19 protein-coding genes are annotated in these 20784 nt (G+C 68.7%); 14 read left to right on the forward strand and 5 right to left on the reverse strand.

Going from position 1 to position 20784, the window contains the following annotated elements:
* Positions 1–58 precede the first annotated feature (58 nt).
* From murD to lpxC, 10 genes are all read left to right on the forward strand, one after another.
* Positions 59–1411 carry a UDP-N-acetylmuramoyl-L-alanine--D-glutamate ligase gene (gene murD, locus AC3WT6_RS04455; protein WP_492652355.1) on the forward strand — a complete coding sequence of 451 codons (1353 nt, stop codon included), beginning with the start codon at positions 59–61 and terminating at the stop codon, positions 1409–1411.
* Positions 1408–2655 (forward strand): putative lipid II flippase FtsW, encoded by a 1248-nt coding sequence (gene ftsW / locus AC3WT6_RS04460; protein ID WP_492652356.1) that lies wholly within the window; start codon positions 1408–1410, stop codon positions 2653–2655. Before murD ends, ftsW begins: the two co-directional genes overlap by 4 nt.
* Before the next feature lie 142 nt (positions 2656–2797).
* A complete protein-coding gene (gene murG, locus AC3WT6_RS04465) occupies positions 2798–3856 on the forward strand; it encodes an undecaprenyldiphospho-muramoylpentapeptide beta-N-acetylglucosaminyltransferase (protein WP_492652357.1) in 1059 nt (352 codons plus the stop codon).
* Positions 3853–5274 carry a UDP-N-acetylmuramate--L-alanine ligase gene (murC, locus tag AC3WT6_RS04470; RefSeq protein WP_492652358.1) on the forward strand — a complete coding sequence of 474 codons (1422 nt, stop codon included), beginning with the start codon at positions 3853–3855 and terminating at the stop codon, positions 5272–5274. The genes murG and murC overlap by 4 nt, the downstream gene beginning before the upstream one ends.
* Positions 5271–6173, forward strand: a complete 903-nt coding sequence (murB, locus tag AC3WT6_RS04475) for a UDP-N-acetylmuramate dehydrogenase (protein ID WP_492652359.1) — start codon at positions 5271–5273, stop codon at positions 6171–6173. The genes murC and murB overlap by 4 nt, the downstream gene beginning before the upstream one ends.
* Positions 6170–7132 carry a D-alanine--D-alanine ligase gene (locus tag AC3WT6_RS04480; protein WP_492652360.1) on the forward strand — a complete coding sequence of 321 codons (963 nt, stop codon included), beginning with the start codon at positions 6170–6172 and terminating at the stop codon, positions 7130–7132. The genes murB and AC3WT6_RS04480 overlap by 4 nt, the downstream gene beginning before the upstream one ends.
* A gap of 17 nt (positions 7133–7149) precedes the next feature.
* Positions 7150–7965 (forward strand): cell division protein FtsQ/DivIB, encoded by an 816-nt coding sequence (locus AC3WT6_RS04485; protein WP_492652361.1) that lies wholly within the window; start codon positions 7150–7152, stop codon positions 7963–7965.
* Positions 7962–9197: a cell division protein FtsA gene (gene ftsA, locus AC3WT6_RS04490; RefSeq protein ID WP_492652362.1), complete on the forward strand. Its 1236-nt coding sequence runs from the start codon at positions 7962–7964 to the stop codon at positions 9195–9197. Before AC3WT6_RS04485 ends, ftsA begins: the two co-directional genes overlap by 4 nt.
* A gap of 102 nt (positions 9198–9299) precedes the next feature.
* Positions 9300–10547 (forward strand): cell division protein FtsZ, encoded by a 1248-nt coding sequence (gene ftsZ / locus AC3WT6_RS04495; protein WP_492652363.1) that lies wholly within the window; start codon positions 9300–9302, stop codon positions 10545–10547.
* A gap of 213 nt (positions 10548–10760) precedes the next feature.
* Positions 10761–11675, forward strand: a complete 915-nt coding sequence (gene lpxC, locus AC3WT6_RS04500) for a UDP-3-O-acyl-N-acetylglucosamine deacetylase (RefSeq protein WP_492652364.1) — start codon at positions 10761–10763, stop codon at positions 11673–11675.
* A 96-nt stretch (positions 11676–11771) separates the two neighbouring features.
* Here the strand turns inward: lpxC and AC3WT6_RS04505 are convergent, their stop codons facing one another.
* A complete protein-coding gene (locus tag AC3WT6_RS04505; RefSeq protein WP_492652365.1) occupies positions 11772–12098 on the reverse strand; it encodes a DciA family protein in 327 nt (108 codons plus the stop codon).
* Positions 12099–12125: 27 nt separating this feature from the next.
* Between AC3WT6_RS04505 and AC3WT6_RS04510 the strand changes: the two genes are divergently transcribed.
* The 4 genes from AC3WT6_RS04510 to AC3WT6_RS04525 all read left to right on the forward strand — a co-directional run bounded on the left by AC3WT6_RS04510 (position 12126) and on the right by AC3WT6_RS04525 (position 18280).
* Positions 12126–13055, forward strand: coding sequence for a M23 family metallopeptidase (locus AC3WT6_RS04510; RefSeq protein WP_492652366.1), 930 nt, complete (start codon positions 12126–12128; stop codon positions 13053–13055).
* A gap of 145 nt (positions 13056–13200) precedes the next feature.
* The gene (gene secA, locus AC3WT6_RS04515; protein WP_492652367.1) at positions 13201–15975 is read left to right on the forward strand and encodes a preprotein translocase subunit SecA; all 2775 of its coding nucleotides are present in this window, start codon (positions 13201–13203) and stop codon (positions 15973–15975) included.
* Positions 15976–16053: 78 nt separating this feature from the next.
* On the forward strand, positions 16054–17271 hold the full coding sequence (argJ, locus tag AC3WT6_RS04520) for a bifunctional glutamate N-acetyltransferase/amino-acid acetyltransferase ArgJ (RefSeq protein WP_492652368.1): 1218 nt from the start codon (positions 16054–16056) through the stop codon (positions 17269–17271).
* A 103-nt stretch (positions 17272–17374) separates the two neighbouring features.
* Complete coding sequence (locus tag AC3WT6_RS04525; protein WP_492652369.1) at positions 17375–18280, forward strand: Nudix family hydrolase; 906 nt, start codon at positions 17375–17377, stop codon at positions 18278–18280.
* On the opposite strand, the gene AC3WT6_RS04530 is transcribed toward AC3WT6_RS04525, so the two are convergent.
* The 4 genes from AC3WT6_RS04530 to AC3WT6_RS04545 all read right to left on the reverse strand — a co-directional run bounded on the left by AC3WT6_RS04530 (position 18265) and on the right by AC3WT6_RS04545 (position 20779).
* Positions 18265–18459 carry a DNA gyrase inhibitor YacG gene (locus AC3WT6_RS04530; RefSeq protein WP_492652370.1) on the reverse strand — a complete coding sequence of 65 codons (195 nt, stop codon included), beginning with the start codon at positions 18457–18459 and terminating at the stop codon, positions 18265–18267. The genes AC3WT6_RS04525 and AC3WT6_RS04530 overlap by 16 nt on opposite strands.
* Positions 18456–19235 (reverse strand): cell division protein ZapD, encoded by a 780-nt coding sequence (zapD, locus tag AC3WT6_RS04535; RefSeq protein WP_492652371.1) that lies wholly within the window; start codon positions 19233–19235, stop codon positions 18456–18458. Before zapD ends, AC3WT6_RS04530 begins: the two co-directional genes overlap by 4 nt.
* A gap of 93 nt (positions 19236–19328) precedes the next feature.
* Positions 19329–19925 (reverse strand): dephospho-CoA kinase, encoded by a 597-nt coding sequence (gene coaE, locus AC3WT6_RS04540; RefSeq protein WP_492652372.1) that lies wholly within the window; start codon positions 19923–19925, stop codon positions 19329–19331.
* Positions 19922–20779: a prepilin peptidase gene (locus tag AC3WT6_RS04545; protein ID WP_492652373.1), complete on the reverse strand. Its 858-nt coding sequence runs from the start codon at positions 20777–20779 to the stop codon at positions 19922–19924. The genes coaE and AC3WT6_RS04545 overlap by 4 nt, the downstream gene beginning before the upstream one ends.
* Positions 20780–20784: the final 5 nt, after the last annotated feature.

Genomic DNA, 20784 nt, shown 5'->3' on the forward strand with positions numbered 1-20784 from the left:
GGCGCGCCCTCACAGGGCGCGTAGCGCACGCCCTCACAGCGACCGGAGGGAGCGACCAATGAGTCGCTACTCTGGCAAGCGCATGCTGGTGGTGGGGTTGGGGCTCTCCGGAGTCTCGGCGCTGCGCTACCTCGCGCGCGAGGGTGCGGATCTGGTCATCACCGATTCGCGCGCCGAGCCGGCCGGACACGCGCAGCTCACCGCCGAGTTCAACCGCTACGAGTTCCGCCTCGGCGGCTTTTCCGCGCCCGAGCCCTATAGCCAGTTCAGCGAGGCGGTGGTCTCGCCCGGCGTCTCTCTCGACGAGCCCCTGGTGCAGGCGCTGCGCGCGGTCGGGATTCCGATCATCGGCGACATCGAGCTGTTCGCCCGCCACGCCAAGGCGCCGGTGATCGGCATCACCGGCAGCAACGGCAAGTCCACCGTGACCACCCTGGTCGGCGAGATGGCGAAGGCGGCTGGCCTCAAGGTCGGCGTTGGCGGTAATCTGGCGCCGCCGGCGCTGGACGTGCTGTCCGACAGCGCCCAGCTCTACGTGCTGGAGCTGTCGAGCTTCCAGCTGGAGACCACCCACACGCTGCGCTGCCGCGCGGCGGCGGTGCTCAATCTGTCGGAAGACCACCTCGACCGCCATGGCAGCATGGCCGCCTACGGCGCCGCCAAGGCGCGCATCTTCAATGGCTGCCAGGTGGCGGTGGTCAACCGCGACGATGTCGCCACCCGTCTCAACAGCGATGCCGCCCGCCGCCGCCTGAGCTTTGGTCTGGACGCGCCGCGCGCGCCCGGCGAGTACGGTCTGATCGAGCAGCGCGGCGAGCTCTGGCTGGCCACCGCCCGCGACCGCATCCTGCCGCTGTCGGCGCTGAAGATCGCCGGCCTGCACAACGCCGCCAATGTGCTGGCGGCGCTGGCGCTGGTGGAGGCCGCCGACATCCCGCGCGCCACCGTGCTGCGCGCCTTGCAGGACTTCCGCGGTCTGCCGCACCGCTGCGCCTTCGTCGCCGAGATCGACAGCGCGCGCTACTACAACGACAGCAAGGGCACCAACGTCGGCTCGACGCTGGCGGCGGTGCGCGGCCTGCCTTCACCGCTGATCTGGCTGGGCGGCGGCCAGGGCAAGGGCCAGGATTTCTCGCCGCTGGCCGCCGCACTCGCCGCCAAGGGCAGCGCCGCGGTGCTGTTCGGCGAAGACGCCGACAAGATCGAGACCGCCATCGACGGCGCCCTGCCGGTGTATCGCGAGGCCGATCTGCAAGCCGCGTTGCGGCGCGCGCGCGCGCTGAGCCTGCCCGGCGCCTCAGTGCTGCTGTCGCCGGCCTGCGCCAGCTTCGATCAGTTCAAGAGCTATGTGGATCGCGGCCAGCAGTTCGAGGCGGCGGTGCGCGAACTGGCGGCGGGAGCGAGTCCGTGAACCTCGAACTGCCCAATCCCAGGTACGGCCTCGACGGCCTGTTCTGCGGCGCCGTCGCGGCGCTCTTGGCCTGGGGCCTGGTGATGGTGGCCTCGGCAAGCGTCGCGGTGGGCGAGAAGCTGGGCGGTTCCTCGATGTACTTCTTCTGGCGCCAGCTGGTGTTCATCGGCGTCGGCCTGGTCGCCTGCTGGGGCATGTTCTGCGTGCCCACCGGCTTCTGGGAAAAGCAGCGCTGGTGGCTGCTGCTGGGCGCCATGCTGCTGCTGCTGACCGTGCTGCTCGCCGGCGTGCGGGTGAACGGCGCCAAGCGCTGGCTGGACATTGCCGGCTTCTTCCGCCTGCAGGCTTCCGAGCCGGTGCGTCTGGCCTTCATCGTCTGGCTGGCCGGCTACATCGTGAAGCGGCAGCTGGAACTGCAGACCTCGCTGGCCGGCTTCCTGAATCCGCTGGTGTTCCTGTTCCCGATCCTGGTGCTGTTCCTGCTGGAGCCGGACCTCGGAGCGACGGTGATCCTGCTCGCGGTCACCTTCCTGATGCTGTTCCTGGGCGGCGCCCGGCTGCTCTATGTCGCCGGCCTGGGACTGCTTGCCGCCGGCGTGCTGAGCCTGCTGGTGATGACGGTCAGCTATCGCATGAAGCGGGTGCTGTCATTCACCAATCCCTGGGAAGACGCGCTGGGCTCGGGCTTTCAGCTCACCCAGTCGCTGATCGCCGTCGGCCGGGGCGAGTGGTTCGGCGTCGGCCTGGGCAACAGCGTACAGAAGCTCATGTACCTGCCGGAAATGCACACCGACTTCATCTTCGCGATCCTCGCCGAGGAGTTTGGTCTGCTTGGCGTGCTGAGCCTGATCGCCCTGTTCGGCGTGGTGGTCTGGCGTGGCTTCAAGATCGGCCAGCAGGCCGAGCAGCTCGACCGCCGCTTCGCCGCCTACCTCTGCTACGGCCTGGCCGGATGGCTGGGCCTGCAGGCGCTGATCAACATGGCGGTGAACATGGGCGCCCTGCCGACCAAGGGGCTGACCCTGCCGCTGATCAGCTACGGCGGCAGCTCGCTGGTGACGGTGAGCCTGATGCTGGGCCTGATCCTGCGCGTCGACTACGAGAACCGCGCGGCGCTGGCGATGCTGCCCAAGCCGCGCGGCCGCACCCTGTCCGGCAAGGCGGTGCAGACCGCGCCGCTGGGCCTGCGCGACTGGCTGGCCGGCCTGCGCCGCAGCCTGGGTGCCGGGAGGGCAGGCGCATGAAGATCCTAGTGATGGCGGGGCGCGACGGAAACAGGACGATTGCCTTGAATGGCAATCGGCCCCGGCGCGTGGGCGCACACGGATGTGCGCCCAGGGCTCTCCAACAAGTGCGAAGTCGCGCCACGGACGGCGAGGGCGCGCTATGAAGATTCTGATCATGGCGGGCGGAACAGGCGGCCACGTCTACCCCGGCCTCGCCGTCGCCCATGCGCTGCGCGCGCGCGGCCACGAGGTGGTCTGGCTGGGCGCGCCGGAGAGTTTTGAGTCGCGCACGGTGCCGGCGCAGGGCATCGCCATGGAATACGTGCAGGTCAGCGGCCTGCGCGGCAAGGGTCTGCGCAAGCTGCTGACGGCGCCGCTGCTGATCCTGCGGGCGATCCGCCAGGCGCTGGGCGTGCTGTCACGGGTGCGGCCGGACGCGGTGCTGGGCATGGGCGGCTTTGCCGCCGGCCCGGGTGGCGTCGCCGCTTGGCTGAAGCGCATCCCGCTGTTCGTGCACGAGCAGAACGCCACTGCCGGCTTCACCAACCGCCAGCTTGCGAAGCTGGCGCGGCAGGCCCTGCAGGGCTTCGACGGCGCACTGGCCGGCGGCATCACCGTCGGCAATCCGGTGCGGGCGGAAGTCGCCGCGCTACCGCCGCCGGCGCAGCGTTACGCCGCGCGCCACGGTGCGCTGAATCTGCTGGTGGTCGGTGGTAGCCAGGGTGCGAAGGCGCTCAACGAGAAGCTGCCGGCGGCGCTGGCGCTGATTCCGGTGGAACAGCGCCCGAACGTCCGCCACCAGGGCGGTCGCACCGTCGAGGTGGCTCAGGCCGCCTACGCCCGGCACGGCGTGCAGGCCGAGGTGACGACTTTCATCCAGGACATGGCCGACGCCTACGCCTGGGCCGATCTGGTGGTCTGCCGCGCCGGCGCCTCCACCGTCGCCGAACTCGCGACCGCCGGTGTCGCCAGCCTGCTGGTGCCCTTCCCCTACGCGGTGGACGACCACCAGACCGCCAATGCCGGCGCGCTGGTGAAGGTCGGCGCCGCCGAGCTGATCCAGGAGCGCGAACTCAGCGCCGAGCGACTGGCCGCGGTGCTGCGTGGTGCCACCCGCGCCGACTGCCTGGCCCGGGCCGAACGCGCGCGTGCGGCGGCGCATCCGCGCGCCACCGAAGACATCGTCGAGCGCCTGCTCGCCGCAGGAGCGCGCTCATGATGAATCCCGGCGAAATGGCCAAGGCGCCCATGCACCGTGTGCGCCGCATCCACATGCTGGGCATCGGCGGCTCCGGCATGTCCGGCATCGCCGAGGTTCTGATCAACCTCGGCTACCAGGTGAGCGGCACCGATCTCAAGCCTTCGGCGGCGACCCAGCGCCTGGAGCAGCTCGGCGCCAAGCTCTACTTCGGCCACCAGGCCGAAAACGCCCAGGGTGCAGACGCCATCGTGGTGTCGACGGCGGTGAAGGCCGACAACCCGGAGCTGGTCTACGCGCAGGCGCACCGCATTCCGGTAGTGCGCCGCGCCGAGATGCTGGCCGAGCTGATGCGCTTCCGCTTCGGTCTCGCCATCGCCGGCACCCACGGCAAGACCACCACCACCAGCCTGGTCGCCAGCGTGCTCGCCGAAGGCGGGCTGGACCCGACCTTCGTGGTCGGTGGCAAGGTGAAGGGCGCGGGTGCCAATGCCCGGCTCGGCGCCGGCCAGTACTTGGTGGCCGAGGCCGACGAGTCCGATGCCAGCTTCCTGCACCTGTCGCCGATGATGGCGGCGGTCACCAATATCGACGCCGACCATCTGGAAACCTACGGCGGCGATTTCCAGGTGCTCAAACGCACCTTCGTCGAGTTCCTGCACCGGCTGCCGTTCTATGGCCTGGCCGTGCTCTGCGCCGACGATCCGGTGGTGCGCGAGATCCTGCCCGCGGTCGGCCGGCCGCTGCTGACCTATGGCTTTGCCGAAGACGCCGACGTGCGCGCCGTGGACGTGGTGCCGGAGCGTGGCGGCAGCCGCTTCACCGTGCAGATCGGCTTGGCTCGCGAAGAGCTGCACCTGAACCTGCCGGGCCGCCACAACGTGCAGAACGCGCTGGTGGCGGTGGCGATCGCCCGCGAGCTGGGGGTTTCCTTCGACGCCATCCGCAAGGCCTTCGCCGAGTTCGCCGGCGTCGGCCGCCGCTGCGAGTCGCACGGCGAGGTGCTGGTCGAGGGCAGGCGCCTGAAGCTGATCGACGACTACGGTCACCACCCGCGCGAGCTGGCGGCGACCTTCGAGGCGGTGCGCACCGCGCATCCCGGCCGGCGCGTCGTGGTGGCCTTCCAGCCGCACCGCTATAGCCGCACGCGGGATCTGTTTGACGAGTTCTGCGAGGTGCTTTCGCACTGCGATGCCCTGCTGCTGCTGGAGGTCTATGCCGCCGGCGAGACCGCCATCGCCGGCTACGACGGCAAAGCGCTTGCGCGCGGCATCCGTGCCCGTGGCCGCGTCGAGCCGGTGTACGTCAAGGCGGTCGCCGAGTTACCGGAAGCTCTGCGCGGCCTGGTGCAGGACGGCGACGTCCTGCTCACGGTCGGGGCTGGCGACATCGGCACAGCGCCGGCGCTGATGCTCCAGACCTTCGGGAGCGCGCCATGAGCGCCGCGCTGAAGCTGCCCGCCGTGCGTGGCCTGCTGCGCCACCAGGAGCGCCTGGCGTCGCGTACCAGCTGGCGCGTCGGTGGCCCGGCCGACACCTATTTCGAGCCGGCCGACCGCGAGGATCTGCTCCGCTTCATCCGCGCCCTGCCGGCCGAAGAGCCAGTGCTGTGGATCGGCCTGGGCAGCAATCTGCTGGTGCGTGACGGCGGTTTCCGCGGCACCGTGATCTGCCTGCATGGCGCGCTCGAGGCGATCCGCCTGGAAGCCGAGGATAGTATCTATGCCGAGGCCGGCGCCCACTGCGCGCGCCTCGCCAAGTTCGCCGGCGCCCAGAAGAAGGCCGGCCTGGGCTTCATGGCCGGCATCCCCGGCACGGTCGGTGGCGCCTTGGCGATGAACGCCGGCGCCTGGGGCGGCGAGACCTGGCCGGTGGTCCGCGAGGTGGAGGTGGTGCTGCGCGACGGCACGACCCACTGGCTGACGCCGGCCGCCTTCGTCACCGGCTACCGGCATGTCGAGGCGCCGGCGCAGCTGCTCGGCTATCTCGCCGCTCGCTTCGCGGTCACCGTCGACACCGACGGCAGCTATGCCCGTGCCACCAAGGACAGTCTGGCCCAGCGCAAGGCCAGCCAGCCGGTGGGCAAGCCCTCGGCCGGCAGCACCTTCCGCAATCCGCCCGGCGATCACGCCGCGCGGCTGATCGAGGCCTGCGGCCTCAAGGGCCATCGCATCGGCGGCGCCTACGTGTCGCAGCTGCACGCCAACTTCCTGATCACCGAAGACGGCGCCACCGCCGCCGATGTCGAGGCGCTGATCGCCCACATCCGCGCCACCGTCAAGCAGCAGACCGGTGTGGATCTGCATCCCGAAGTGAAGATGGTCGGAGAGCCGCTGTGAACGCTTTACCCCTCACCCCTCACGCCTCCCGGCCAGAAGACTTCGGCAAGGTTGCCGTGCTGATGGGCGGCTGGAGCGCCGAGCGCCAGGTCTCGCTGTGGAGCGGCGAGGGCATCGTCAAGGCCTTGCAGTCGCGTGGCGTCGATGCCCACGGCGTGGATGTCTCCTCGCCCGAGCAGCTGTTCACGCTCAAGGCCGAAGGCTATGCGCGGGTGTTCAACATCCTGCACGGCACCGGCGGCGAAGACGGCACCGTGCAGGCCCTGCTCGATCTCCAGGGCCTGCGCTATCCGGGCTCCGGCGTGCTGGCCTCGGCGCTGGCGATGGACAAGCTCACCACCAAGCGGGTGTGGAAGGCCGAGGGCCTGCCGACGCCCGACTTCCGGGTGCTGGAATCGCTGGCCGACGCCCAGGCCGCCGCCGCCGCCTTCGGCTATCCCTGCATCATCAAGCCGGCGGCGGATGGTTCCAGCGTCGGTGTCAGCAAGGTCAAGAGCGCCGATCAGGTCGAGGCCGCCTGGCAGCTGGCGCGCGGCGATGACGACGAGCGGGTGGTGATGGCCGAGCAGTTCATCGGCCGCGCCGGCAAGAACGACGAATTCACCTGCCCGATCCTGCTCGGTCGCGCGCTGCCGGTGATCCGCATCGAGCCGCCCGGCGAGTTCTACGACTACCACGCCAAGTATCTGAGCGACGACACCCGCTACCACTGCCCGGCCGGGCTGGACGCCGGTTTCGAGGCCGAGGTGCAGGCGCTCTGCCTGAAGGCCTTCGCGCTCGCCGGCTGCCGGCACTGGGGCCGGGTGGACTTCCTGATGGGTGAGGACGGCCGGCCGCAGCTCCTGGAACTCAACACCCTGCCGGGCATGACCTCGCACTCGCTGGTGCCGATGGCGGCCAAGGCGGTGGGCATCGATTACGCCGAGCTGTGCTGGCGGCTATTGGAAGCGACGCTGTGAGCGCGCTCGCCCTGCCCATGTCCGCTCCCTATACCAAGCGCCTCGATCCCAGCCCGGGCAGCGGCGCCGGCCTGCCGCCGCTGCTGCGCAATGCCTTGCTGAGCCTGGGCGCGCTGGCCGCGACCCTGGTCGCCGGCCGCCTGCTGCTGGCGCGGGTCGATGCGCCCGCCCGTGAGCTGGCGGTGCAGGGCCTGTTGCAGCATGTGCGCGCCGACGAAGTCCGCGCCGCCGCCGCCAGCGCCATCGACGGCCAGCTGTTCGAAGTGGATCTCGATGCCGTGCGTCTGGCCGTCGAGCGCCTGCCCTGGGTGGCGCATGCCCGCGTCGATCGCCAGTGGCCGGCGCGGCTGGTGGTGCGCATCTGGGAGCGCGTGCCGTTCGCGCGCTGGGGCGAGGCCGAGGCCTTGTCCACCGAGGGCATCGTCTTCGCGCCCGGCAGCGAGACACTGCCCGAGAGCCTGCCGCGCCTGTCCGGCGCGCCCGGTCGCGAGCGCGAGGTGATGGAGATGTACCGCCAGCTCGCCGACCGCCTGGCGGAAACTCCGTTCGCGCTGGCCAGCCTGAGCCAGGACGCGCGCGGTGACTGGGTGGCCAGCAGCCACGGCGGCGTCAATCTGCGTTTTGGCCGTGCCTCGCCGCTGGATTCGGTCGAGCGCCTGAAAACCACGGTGCTGCCGACCCTGGCCAGCCGCCTCAGCGAGGTCCACACCGTGGACCTGCGCTATCTCAATGGCTTCGCGGTCAGCTGGCGCCCCGCGCCCGATGCCGCGCCTGCGAAGTCCACGGTCGGCGCCATGTCGACCGCAACCGCTGTTCCCGGAGTTTTGCCATGAGTCGCCGTCCCGAACCCAGTTATCTCTTTGCGTTGGACGTCGGCACCTCCAAGGTGGCGGCGCTGGTGGGCGAGGTGAGCCCCGAGGGCAAGCTGCAGGTGGTCGGCATCGGCCAGCAGGCGGCGCGCGGCCTGAAGAAGGGCGTGGTCACCAATATCGACGCCACCGTGCAGGCGATCCAGCGCGCGGTGGAGAACGCCGAGCACATGGCCAACTGCCGCGCGCGCATGGCGCACGTGGCGATCACCGGCGCCCACATCAAGAGCCAGACCAAGTCCGGCGTGGTGGCGATCAAGCACCGCGAGGTCAGCCACAAGGATGTCGATTCGGTGATCGAGAACGGCTCGGCGGTGCCGGTGCCGGCCGACCAGCAGATCCTGCATGTGCTGCCGCAGGAGTTCATCGTCGATGGCCAGGAGGGCATCCAGGATCCGGTCGGCATGTCGGCGGTGCGACTGGACGTCAACGTGCACATCATCACCGGCTCGGTGTCGGCGGCGCAGAACCTGCAGAAGTGCGTGGAGAAGTGCGGCCTGGGTGTCGAGAAGCTGGTGATCAGCCATCTCGCCAGCGCCGACGCGGTGCTCACCGAGGACGAGAAGGATCTCGGCATCTGCTGCATCGACATCGGCGGCGGCACCAGCGACATCGCCGTCTACCAGGGCGGCGCGATCCGCCATACCGCGGTGCTGCCGATCGCCGGCGACCAGGTGACCAACGACATCGCGGTGGCCTTCCGCACGCCGACCCAGAACGCCGAGGACATCAAGGTCCACTACGGCTGCGCGCAGCCCTGGATGGTGCAGGCCGAGGAAGTGATCGAGGCGCCGAGCGTGGGCGACAACCCGCCGCGCGCCTTCTCACGGCACATGCTGGCCGAGGTGATCCGGCCGCGCTACGAGGAGCTGTTCCGCTACGTCGCCAAGGAGCTGCACCGCGCCGACATGTTCGGCCGCATTCCCGGCGGCGTGGTCATCACCGGCGGCTCGGCGCAGATGCCGGGCGTGGTCGAGCTGGCGGAGGAAGTGCTGGAGGTGCCGGTGCGACTGGGCCTGCCGCACGGCGTCGAAGGAATCGAGGCGGCGTCCCGTGATCCGGGGCTGGCCACCGGCGTGGGCTTGTTGCTCTACGCCAAGCGGATGAAGCCGGAGTTGGCGCGCGGCGCTGTCGGCAGTGGCGACGGCAGCGATGTGCTGTCGCGGGTGAAGGCCTGGTTCAAGGGCAGTTTTTGAGTCTCAAAGGTTTCTGGTTTGCGGGTTTGGTTTCAGGGCGACGGCACGAGGCCGTCATGAACAGCAGTAGGGCAATACGAGGAGGTCGTCATGGCAGGGGTAATGCAAGAAACGTTTGAACTGGTGGATGGTCTGCGAACCACGGCAGTGATTCGCGTCATGGGCGTCGGCGGCGGTGGTTGCAATACCGTCAACCAGATGTCCCAGAGCGGGATCAACGGCGTGGAGTTCATCTGCGCCAATACCGATCGCGACCATCTGGAGAAGTGCATCCCCAACAACCAGCTGCAGCTGGGCTTGGAGATCACCCGCGGCCTCGGTGCCGGCAGCAATCCGGAAATCGGTCGCCAGGCGGCGGAAGAGGACCGCGAGCGCATCGCCGAGATGCTGGAAGGCACCGATCTGCTGTTCATCACCAGCGGCATGGGTGGTGGCACCGGCACCGGCGCGGCACCGGTGATCGCCGAGGTGGCGAAGGAGCTGAAGATCCTCACCGTCGCGGTGGTGACCAAGCCCTTCCCCAGCGAAGGCAAGAAGCGCATGGCGCAGGCCATGCACGGCATCACCCAGCTGCAGCAGCACGTCGACTCGCTGATCGTGATTCCCAACGAAAAGCTCAAGCTCGTGCTCGGCGGCTCGGTGAGCCTGATGAACGCCTTCAAGGCCGCCAACGACGTGCTGCAGAACGCGGTGCTGGGCATCAGCGACCTCATCACCCGGCCGGGCGAGATCAACCTCGACTTCGCCGACGTGCGCACGGTCATGGGCGCCCGCGGCATGGCGATGATGGGTATCGGCAAGGCCACCGGTGAAGACCGCGCCAAGAAGGCGGTGGAAGCGGCGCTGTCCAGCCCGCTGCTCGACGACATCGAGATCCGCGGCGCCCGCGGCATCCTGGTCAACATCACCTGCGACGAGTCGCTGACCTTGGACGAGCACGACTACATCATGCAGCACGTCGGCGATGTGGCGAGCGAGGAGGCCGACATCAAGTGCGGCACCTCCATCGACCCCAGCCTCAACGGCGAGCTGCGGGTGACGGTGGTGGCCACCGGTCTCAACAGCAGCAAGCGCGAAGAGCTGCCGCCGCATGTCGCGCGCTTTGAGCCGCGCCGGGTGGCGACGCCGTCCTACGCCGCCAGCTCCTACGGCGCGCCGACCAATCACCACGCGTCGCCGCAGATGAACCTGCCGCCGCGGGTGCCGGGTCTGCGGCCGATGCCGGAGATGGGCAGCTACAGCCGTCCCGCCGCGGCCGCGGCCGGTGCCGCCAGTGGCGCGCATTGGCTGCAGGAGTTGTCCGACGATGTGATCGACATCCCGGCCTTCCTGCGCGCGCAGGCGGACTAGAAGATCGGATGGCGGGTCCATGGCGGGCTGGCAAGCAGCCCCGCCCTAGGCTGTGCTGCCAGCGTCTTGCCCTGGACGCTGGCGGTCGCCGACCGCCGCCCGGACCCGCGGAGGGCTTAGGGGCAGCGTGATAAACTGCCCCTATCCTTCCGATTCAGACTGCGTACAGCGCGCGACTCTTGAATGAGCGCGCGCCACTCGCAACTAGTCCCCATGATCCGTCAACGCAGCCTCAAGTCCCCGATACGTGCCAGCGGCATCGGCTTGCACGGCGGACGCAAGGTCTACATCTCGATCCTGCCGGCGCCGGTCAATCACGGCATCGTCTTCCGGCGTGTCGATCTCTCGCCGGCGGTGGACATCCCCGCCAGCGCCCTGCTGATCGGCGAGACCACGCTGTGCAGCACCCTGGTGCGCGATGGAGTGAAGGTGGCGACGGTCGAACACATCATGTCGGCCTTGGCCGGCATGGGCATCGACAACGTGCTGGTGGAACTCTCCAGCCCGGAAATTCCGATCATGGACGGCTCCGCAGCGCCGTTCATGTACCTGCTGCAATCGGCCGGCGTGGTCGAACAGAACGCCGCCCGCAAGTTCATCCGCATCCTGCAACCGGTACAGGTCGGCGAGGGCGACAAGTACGCGCGCCTGGAGCCCTACGAGGGCTTCCGCCTGTCGTTCGGCATCGAGTTCAAGCATCCGGCGTTCAAGACCTCGGCGCAGACCGCGACGCTGGAATTCACCACCGCCAACTACATCAAGGAAGTCTCGCGCGCGCGCACCTTCGGCTTCATGCGCGAGTTCGAGCTGATGCGCTCCCGCAATCTGGCGCTGGGCGCCTCGCTGGACAATGCCGTGGCGCTGGACGACTACCGGGTGGTCAATCCCGACGGCCTGCGCTACGACGACGAGTTCGTGCGCCACAAGATTCTCGACGCGGTGGGCGATCTCTACCTCGCCGGCCACCCGCTGCTGGGCGCCTACAGCGCCTACAAATCAGGGCATGCGCTGAACAATCAGTTGGCTTGCGCGCTGCTCAATGATCGCAAGGCCTGGGAATTCGCGAGCTTTGAAGACGCTACCGCTGCCGCCCCCGCAGTTACGTCGATGCGCGCCCTCGCGGCCTGAAACTTGCTGGTCTTCGGTTACTGAAATGTGACCGACTAGTCTTGATTTTTTGGCCCGACGAACGGTCGTTTGCTTGCCACGGCCCAAAATTTGCTTTTACACTCCAAGCCGTCCGGTTGTCGCTGACGATCGGACGGTGATGTTCAGCCGGGTGCAAGACGTGCCGGTGCGTTCGCTGAACCAGGCCAGCAGTTCCGCCTGGCGGTAGCGCAAGGGTGTCAGGGCCGCTGCGGAAGTGACCATCAAGGCCACCCGCTCGCCCTCCAGGTTGGCCAAGCGGACCTGCCGGGCCCAGGGGCCCAGCGGGGACAGCCATTGTCGGAAGGCGCGATCCAGGTCCGCCAGCCGGGCGGCGCGGGCAAGTAGCCCCCGCTGCAGCACGGCAGAACGATGCAGATGGGCGTCTAGGCGCTCGGCGCTCACGAAGGTTTTTAAGGATTGCGGTAGTCGATGGACATCATACTAGTCAGTCACAAGCGGGGCCGGACCTGGCGGATACGCCTGGGTCTGACCCAGGTGTTTTCCTGGCTGCCGGCGCTGGCGGTGGTGCTGGCCCTGCTCGGTCTGGGGTTCGGTGCCGGTTACCTGGCCAACGGGCACACCGGCCTGATGCCGACCTCGCTGGCCAAGACCTGGAGCCAGGAGATTCAGACCCAGCGCAGCGAGCTGGCCGCCGCCCGCAACGCTGCCGAGGAAAACACCCGCGCGCTGGCGCGCCGCATCGCCCAGCTCAATGCCCAGATGATGCGCCTGGACGCTGCCGGCGAACGCATGGTCAAGGTTGCCGATCTCGACGCCGACGAATTCAATTTTGGTCAGTTGCCGGCGGTTGGCGGCCCGGAGACCGAGGAGATCGAGAGCGCTACCGCGGGCGATCCCCTGCTGCTGGCCCTGGACCGTTTCGAGGCCAAGCTCAGCGACCGCGAGCGCCAGCTGCGCGTACTCGAAGACCTGCTGCTCGCCGGCCGTCTGCAGCAGGAAGTGCGCCCCTCCGGCTGGCCGGTGGCCTCCGGCTTCATCAGCTCGCTGTTCGGCTACCGCACCGATCCTTTCACCGGCCGCGCCGCCTATCACGAGGGCATGGACTTCGCCGGCCGCGAGGGCTCGCCGGTGCTGGCGGTGGCGGCGGGCATTGTCAGCTATGCCGACGAGCGCGCCGGCTACGGCACCCTGGTCGAGGTCAATCACGGCAATGGCTATGTCACCCGCTACGGCCACAACCAGCGGGTGCTGGTGAAGCCGGGCGAAACCGTGCGCAAGGGTCAGCGTCTGGCGCTGATGGGCAGTTCCGGCCGCTCCACCGGCCCACATGTGCATTTCGAGGTGCTGCTGAACGGCTCGGTGGTCAACCCCCAGCAGTACATCCAGGCGGCCCGCTGAAGGCGCGCGCCGCCAGGCGGCGCTGCCCAGGCCGCGGTCCTTGAAATAGGGTCGCAGCCGCCCCATCAGTCATAATGGACCCCCATTTTTGACACGATGCGCCGCCACCCATCGGGCGGCGTTTTCGCATCAGAGCCCTCAGGCCATGATCAACAAGCTGCTCACCTCCGTCTTCGGCAGTCGCAACCAGCGTCTCGTCACCTCGTTCCGCAAGGGGGTGGTCGACAGCGTCAACGCGCTGGAAGCCAAGTACGCCGCGCTCTCCGACGCCGAGCTCACCGCGCAAACCACTGTGCTGCGCGAGCGGCTGGCCAAGGGCGAGAGCCTGGATGCGATCCGCTCGGAGGCTTTCGCGGTTTGCCGCGAGGCTGGCAAGCGGGTGATGAACATGCGCCACTTCGACGTGCAGCTGATCGGCGGCGCGGTGCTGCACGCCGGCAAGATCGCGGAAATGCGCACCGGCGAGGGCAAGACCCTGGTCGCCACCCTGCCGACCTATCTGAACGCCCTGGAAGGCAAGGGCGTGCACGTCATCACTGTCAACGACTACCTGGCGCGCCGTGACGCCGAGTGGATGGGGCGGCTGTACAACTTCCTGGGCCTGTCGGTGGGCGTGGTGGTCTCCGGCCAGAGCCAGGAAGAAAAGCGCGCCGCCTACCAGGCCGACATCACCTACGGCACCAACAACGAATTCGGCTTCGACTACCTGCGCGACAACATGGCCTTCTCGCTGGCCGACAAGGTGCAGCGTGGCCAGCACTACGCCATCGTCGACGAGGTGGACTCGATCCTGATCGACGAGGCGCGTACGCCGCTGATCATCTCCGGCCCGGCCGACGACGATCCGGAGATGTGGCGCAAGATCAACACCGTCATTCCACGGCTCAAGCCGCAGAAGGAAGAAGAAGGCGAGGGCGATTTCTTCGCCGACGAGAAGGGCAAGCAGGTGCACCTCTCGGAGTCCGGCCACGAAAAGGCCGAGGACCTGTTGCGCGAGATCGGTCTGTTGGGCGAGGAGGACTCGCTCTACGACGCCAGCCACATCATCCTGGTGCACCACCTCAACGCCCTGCTGCGCGCGCACCATCTGTACAAGAAGGACGTCGAGTACATCGTCCGCAATGGCCAGGTGATCATCGTCGACGAGTTCACCGGCCGCCTGATGGCGGGCCGGCGCTGGTCCGACGGCCTGCACCAAGCGGTGGAAGCCAAGGAAGGGGTGAAGATCCAGCAGGAAAACCAGACGCTGGCTTCGATCACCTTCCAGAACTACTTCCGTCTCTACAAGAAGCTGGCCGGCATGACCGGCACCGCCGACACCGAGGCCTTCGAGTTCCAGAACATCTACAACCTGGAGGTGGTGGTGATCCCCACCAACCGGCCGATGGTCCGCCAGGACCGTGGCGACCAGGTGTTCATGAACGCCAAGGACAAGTTCAACGCCGTCATCAAGGACATCGTCGAGGCCAACGGCAAGCAGCAGCCGGTGCTGGTCGGTACCGCGAGCATCGAGACCAGCGAGTTGCTGTCGAACCTGCTGACGCAGCGGAACATCCCCCACGAGGTGCTCAACGCCAAGCAGCACGAGCGTGAGGCGGAGATCGTCGCCAACGCCGGCCGTCCCGGCAAGGTAACCATCGCCACCAACATGGCCGGCCGCGGCACCGACATCGTGCTCGGTGGCTCGTTGGAAGCCGAGCTGCACGCGATTCCGGAAGACGACCTCGCCGCCCGCGAAGCCGCGCGCTCGGACTGGCAGAAGCGCCACGCCCAGGTGAAGGAGGCCGGCGGCCTGCTGGTGATCGGCAGCGAGCGTCACGAGTCGCGGCGCATCGACAACCAGCTGCGTGGCCGCTCCGGCCGCCAGGGCGACCCGGGCGCGACCCGTTTCTACCTCTCGCTCGACGACACCCTGATGCGCATCTTCACCCCGCCGTCGATGCGGGCGATGCTGCAGAAGCTGGGCATGGAGGAAGGCGAGGCCATCGAGCACCGCTGGGTGACGCGCGCCATCGAGACCGCGCAGCGCAAGGTCGAGGCGCACAACTTCGACATCCGCAAAAACCTGCTCGAATACGACAACGTCGCTAACGACCAGCGCAAGGCGATCTACGAGCTGCGCGACGAGCTGATGGGCGCCGACCAGGTCAGCAGCATGGTCGAGGACATCCGCCCCGACGTGGTCAACGCGGTGATCGACGCCTACATCCCGCCGCAGACGGTGGAGTCGATGTGGAATCCGGACGGCCTGGAAGCGGCGCTGAAGAAGGACTTCGCGCTCGACTTCCCGGTCAAGAAGCTGCTCGATGAGGATTCAAGCCTGGACGAGAAGGGGCTGCGCGCCCGCATCCTGGCGGCGCTGGTCGCGGCTTATCAGGACAAGAAGGCCAAGGTCGGCGCGGCGGTGCTGGAGCATTTCGAGAAGGCCATCCTGCTGCAGGTGATCGATCAGTTCTGGCGCGAGCATCTGGCGGCGGTGGACTATCTGCGCCAGGGCATCCATCTGCGTGGCTACGCGCAGAAGGATCCCAAGCAGGAGTACAAGCGCGAGGCCTTCAACATGTTCAACGACATGCTGGCGCGCTTCAAGCACGAGGTCATCAGTGTGCTGTCGCGGGTGCAGATCCAGACCGAGGCCGAGGTCGAGCGGGTCGAGGCCGAGCGCCGCGCCGCCGCCGAGGCCGCCGAGCAGCGCATGCAGTTCCAGCACGCCAATGCGCCCGACATGCTGCACGGCAGCGCCGAGCCGGCGGCTGCAGCCGAAGCTGGTGTGGCCGCCACTGCCCTCAACAATCTGCGCGCGGTGCCGCCAGAGGCAAGGCTGGCGCCGACCCGCTCCGCGCCCAAGGTTGGCCGCAACGATCCCTGCCCCTGCGGCTCCGGCAAGAAGTACAAGCTCTGCCACGGCAAGCTGGAATGAGCGCCTGAGGGCCGAGGCGACTCGGCCCGAGAAGGCGTTCGGTTTTGCTGCCCCCTTCTTTCTTTCGCTTTCGCACCCATGCCCGTCAACTACCGCGAACCCACCGAACTGCTGCCGGTTGCCGGCGTCCGCCTGGGGGTGGCCGAGGCGGCGATCAAGAAGCCGGGGCGCAAGGATCTGCTGGTGATTGCGCTGGCCGAAGGCAGCCGCGTCGGCGGCGTGTTCACCCAGAACGCCTTCGCCGCCGCGCCGGTGCAGGTCTGCCGCCAGCGCCTCGGCGCCGGCGCGATCCGCGCCCTGCTGGTCAACAGCGGCAACGCCAATGCCGCGACCGGTGAACAAGGCCTGCAGTCGGCGCGCGAAACCACCGCCGCCGTCGCCGCCGCCCTGAAGCTGAATGCCGAGGCGGTGCTGCCGTTCTCCACCGGGGTGATCGGCCAGCAGCTGCCGGTGGCGCGCATGGTCGCCGCCGCGCCCGCCGCCGTCGCCGATCTGCGCGAGGCCGGCTGGCTGGACGCGATGCGGGCGATCATGACCACCGACACCGTCGGCAAGGGCGCCAGCCGTCGCGTCGCCACCAGTCAGGGCGAGGTGACCGTCACCGGCATCGCCAAGGGCGTGGGCATGATCCACCCGAACATGGCGACCATGCTGGCCTACATCGGCACCGACGCGCGCCTCACCCCGGCCGCGACCCAGGCGCTGATCGCCGAGGTCGCCGAGCGCAGCTTCAACTGCGTGACCGTCGATGGCGACACCTCCACCAACGACGCCTGCGTGCTGTTCGCCACCGCCCAGGTGGGTAGCGCGGAAGTGGATGCCGGCCATCCCGACTATCCGCTGATCGCCGCCGCCGTCGAGGCGGTCTGCCTGGAACTGGCGCATGCCATCGTCCGCGACGGCGAGGGCGCCACCAAGTTCGTGAGCATCGAAGTGGGCGGCGCCCGCAGCCGCGCCGAGGCGCGCGCGGTGGCGCTGTCCATCGCCCATTCGCCGCTGGTGAAGACCGCCCTGTTCGCCAGCGATGCCAACTGGGGCCGCATCGCCATGGCGATCGGCAAGGCCGGCGTCGAGGGCCTGGACGTCAGCCGCGTCGACATCTCGCTCGACGCGGTGCCGGTGATCGTCGGCGGTCAGCCGCATCCTGATTACGTCGAGGCCAAGGGCGCGGCGGTGGTGGCGCAGGACGAATTCTGTATTCGCGTCGGGCTCGCGCGCGGTGCCGCCAGCGCCACGGTCTGGACCTGCGACTTCAGTTACGACTACGTGAAGATCAACGCCGAGTACAGAACGTGAGGTGTAAGGGGTGAGGCGGGAGGCGAAACAGGAGGGCGCTTCTGCGCCTCACTCCTCCCCCCACACGCCTCCCGAGAGGCCCAGCATCCACGTCGCCTGCGGTGTGCTCTGTCGCCCGGATGGCCAGGTGCTGATGGCGCAGCGACCGGCGGGCAAGATCGCCGCCGGCTGGTGGGAGTTCCCCGGCGGCAAGATCGAAGTCGGCGAAACGCCCTTGCAGGCGCTCAAGCGCGAGCTGCACGAGGAACTGGGCGTGGAGCTGCGCGCGGCGCGGCCGCTGATCCGCTTCGCCCACGACTACAGCAACCGGCGGGTGCTGCTCGATACCTGGCTGGTCACCGCCTTCGACGGCCAACCGCAGTCGCGCGAGCAACAGGCTTTCGCCTGGTTGCCGCCGGCGCGGCTGGCGGCGCAGGAGCCGGCGCTGCCGACGGTGGCGCCGATCGCCAGCGCGTTGCGCCTGGCGCCGCACTACGTCTTCACGCCGCCGACGACCGAACCGCGCCAGCTGCTGCCGCGGCTGGCGCGGCTGCCGGCCGGCGCGCTGCTGCGTCTGCGCTGGCCGGGCTTGAGCGATGGTGACTATGCCCGCCACGCCGCCGAGTGGATCGCCGCCACTCGCAGCTCCGGCTTGCAGTTGTTGCTGGACCGCGATCCCGCCATGGCGGTGGCGCTGGGTGCTGCCGGCTGGCATGCCGACAGCCGAGCGCTGATGCAGCTGCAAGCCAGGCCGCCGGGTCTGGAACTGTGTATCGCCTCGGTGCACGACGCCGCCGAGCTGGAGCGCGCGGCGGCGCTGGGCTTTGATGCCGCGGTCCTCGGGTCGGTGCAAGCCACCGCCAGTCACCCGGGAGCCCCGGCGCTGGGCTGGAGCGGATTCGCCGAGCGGCGTGGGCTGGTGCCGATCCCGGTCTATGCGCTGGGCGGCCTGGGGCCGGCCGAGCTTGAACAGGCACAGGCGCATTACGCCCAGGGGGTTGCCGGAATCAGCGCCTACTGGTCGTCCTGAGGCGGACGCGGTTCGTCCTCATCGTTTTCCACCGCCGGGATCGAATAGCGGCCGCTGGCCCAGGCGCCGAGGTCGATCAGCTTGCAACGCTCGCTGCAAAACGGTCGCCAGGGATTGCTGGGCTCCAGCGAGGAGGATTTGCGGCAGGTCGGGCAGGCGCCGATGCGGGGCGGATTCATGGGATCAGCAGCGAGCAGCACTGCAGGCGAAAGGGGACGTCGCGGCTGGCCTGCTGCGCGCGGGTATCGACATCGCTCTGCTGCATGAAGCGCAGGCTGTAGCGATGGCGGCCAGCGCTGATCTCGGGATACAGCGCGCCGTCGGCGACCACAGACACCCGCAGCAGCTGGTGCGCGCTCTGCGGCATGTGCAGGTGCACGCCGCCCTGGGCGGTGAGATTCTGGGTGCGGCCGGAGTGACGCAGCACCTTCAGGCAGACTTCGATGGCAGTCTCGTAGGGTGCGAAGTGCGCAAACCAGCGACTCAAGTCCTCGCGCACCCGCAGCGGCGGCTCCGCCAGCCAGCGGTGCACCGCCGGCAGGTCGAAAGGCGCCGCACCGCCGGGGATGGCACTGCGCTTGGCCACCGCGTCGAGGAATTCATGGCTGCGCAGCACCGAGCCGGCGAAATGGGTGGACAGCCGCTGCACCCCGCGCAGAGCGTCGTGCAGCTGTTGCAGCGCCGCCTGTGCCTCGAAGCCGATCAGCACGCCGGGCAGGCGGCCCAGCGCGGTCTGCTGGTCCTGGATCTCCTTGATGACCTCGCTCTTCAGATCGGAGCGGGCGGTCAGGGCGATGATGTCGAGCAGCGCCTGCAGGCTGGCGCGCAGACTCCAGGGCGAGGAGTCGAGCGTGTGGTGACGGCGCTGCTGGAACAGGAATTCCAGGCGCAGCAGGGTGCGTACCCGCTCGCTCAGGGGCTGCTCGAAAACAATGGCGTCGGTGAACTCGGACACGCGTGCGCTACTGAGAACCAGTTCGCATTCTGGCCGATGCGCGCCCTCGCGCCAACCGCTTTTCGGCCTTGGCCGCGGATAGTTTTCCGGCGCTCACCGCGCCAGATCCAGATAGCGCCGGTGCAGGGCCTGCACGACGGCGCTCAGATCGCGCGGCGGCTCCGGGTTGTCGATCACGTCGTCGGCGCGTGCCAGGCGCTCGGCGCGGCTCCATTGCCGCGCCAGCATGGCGCGCGCCAAAGGTTCGGCGATGCCGTCGCGGCGCATCAGCCGGCTCAGCTGATCCTGCTCGGGGGCGTCCACCACCAAGACCCGCGAGACCAGGGCGGACATGCCACTCTCCAACAGGATGGCCGCCGAAAGCAGGCAATAGGGCGCGGTCTGGGCGTCACGCCAGGCCTTGAGCCGGGCGCGGATGTGGGGATGGGTGATCGCTTCGAGCTGACGCAGCGCGGCGGCGTCCTGAAACACCTTTTCACGCATGCGCGGGCGGTTCAGGCCGCCATCTGGCAGCAGCATTTCGGCGCCGAACTGGGCAGCGATCTCGGCCAGCGCCGGCTCGCCCGGCTGCACCACGGCACGGCCAACGTCATCGGCCTCGATGATCGGCACGCCCAGCGCCGCGAACAGGCCCTGCACATAACTCTTGCCGCTGGCGACGCCACCGGTCAGGCCGATGGCCAGGCTCATGGCGTAAACAGCGAGAGCACGTCGACGCCGATCAGCGCCAGCCAGCCGGCAGCGGCCAGATAGGGGCCGAAGGGCATGGGCGCGCTGCGCTGCTGGCGCTTGAGCGCGATCATGGCGATGCCAGTTACCGCGCCCACCAGCGAAGACAGCAGGATGATCTGCGGCAGCGCCTGCCAGCCCAGCCAGGCGCCGAGCGCGGCCAGGAGCTTGAAATCGCCATAGCCCAGGCCTTCCTTGCCGGTGATGAGCTTGAAAGCCCAGAACACCGACCAGAGCACCAGATAGCCGGCGATGGCGCCGATCACCGCGGAGGGGAGGTCGACGCTTGCCACCGGCACCCCAGCCAGTACCAGCAGCAGACCCAGCCAGAGCAGCGGCAGGGTGAGGTCGTCCGGCAGCAGCTGGGTGTCGAGATCGATGAAGGCGAGAGCGATCAACGCCCAGCTCAGCAGCAGCGCGCCGGGCAGGGCGGCACCGTAGCCGAAGTGCCAGGCGCAGATGCCGCTGATGAGGCCGCTGAGCAGCTCCACCAGTGGGTAGCGCAGGGCGATCGGCGCGCCGCAGCAGCCGGCCTTGCCACGCAGCAGCAGCCAGGACAGCACCGGGACGTTCTGCCAGGCGCGGATCGGGGTGCCGCAGGCGCCACAACGGGAGGCCGGCCTAGCCAGGCTCAGGCTGGGTAACTCAGCGGTCGGCTCCAGGCCCAGAATCTCGCGGCTCTCGCGCTGCCAGCGGCGCTCCATCATCACCGGCAGGCGGTAGATCACCACGTTGAGAAAGCTGCCGACCAGCAGGCCGAGCACGGCGCAGAGGCCGATCAACAGCGACGGCTGTGCCGCCAGGACCGCGAGCATGGACG

Source organism: Stagnimonas sp. FW305-C-60 (assembly GCF_058782965.1).

What these genes read in the sequence shown, in the direction of transcription:
- AC3WT6_RS04545 (WP_492652373.1), bottom strand. Translation starts at nt 20,779, where the DNA reads ATGCTCGCGGTCCTGGCGGCACAGCCGTCGCTGTTGATCGGCCTCTGC.
- ftsZ (WP_492652363.1), top strand. Translation starts at nt 9,300, where the DNA reads ATGCAAGAAACGTTTGAACTGGTGGATGGTCTGCGAACCACGGCAGTG.
- coaE (WP_492652372.1), bottom strand. Translation starts at nt 19,925, where the DNA reads ATGAGCCTGGCCATCGGCCTGACCGGTGGCGTCGCCAGCGGCAAGAGT.
- AC3WT6_RS04530 (WP_492652370.1), bottom strand. Translation starts at nt 18,459, where the DNA reads ATGAATCCGCCCCGCATCGGCGCCTGCCCGACCTGCCGCAAATCCTCC.
- murB (WP_492652359.1), top strand. Translation starts at nt 5,271, where the DNA reads ATGAGCGCCGCGCTGAAGCTGCCCGCCGTGCGTGGCCTGCTGCGCCAC.
- murC (WP_492652358.1), top strand. Translation starts at nt 3,853, where the DNA reads ATGATGAATCCCGGCGAAATGGCCAAGGCGCCCATGCACCGTGTGCGC.
- murD (WP_492652355.1), top strand. Translation starts at nt 59, where the DNA reads ATGAGTCGCTACTCTGGCAAGCGCATGCTGGTGGTGGGGTTGGGGCTC.
- murG (WP_492652357.1), top strand. Translation starts at nt 2,798, where the DNA reads ATGAAGATTCTGATCATGGCGGGCGGAACAGGCGGCCACGTCTACCCC.
- AC3WT6_RS04485 (WP_492652361.1), top strand. Translation starts at nt 7,150, where the DNA reads ATGTCCGCTCCCTATACCAAGCGCCTCGATCCCAGCCCGGGCAGCGGC.
- lpxC (WP_492652364.1), top strand. Translation starts at nt 10,761, where the DNA reads ATGATCCGTCAACGCAGCCTCAAGTCCCCGATACGTGCCAGCGGCATC.
- argJ (WP_492652368.1), top strand. Translation starts at nt 16,054, where the DNA reads ATGCCCGTCAACTACCGCGAACCCACCGAACTGCTGCCGGTTGCCGGC.
- ftsA (WP_492652362.1), top strand. Translation starts at nt 7,962, where the DNA reads ATGAGTCGCCGTCCCGAACCCAGTTATCTCTTTGCGTTGGACGTCGGC.
- secA (WP_492652367.1), top strand. Translation starts at nt 13,201, where the DNA reads ATGATCAACAAGCTGCTCACCTCCGTCTTCGGCAGTCGCAACCAGCGT.
- AC3WT6_RS04510 (WP_492652366.1), top strand. Translation starts at nt 12,126, where the DNA reads ATGGACATCATACTAGTCAGTCACAAGCGGGGCCGGACCTGGCGGATA.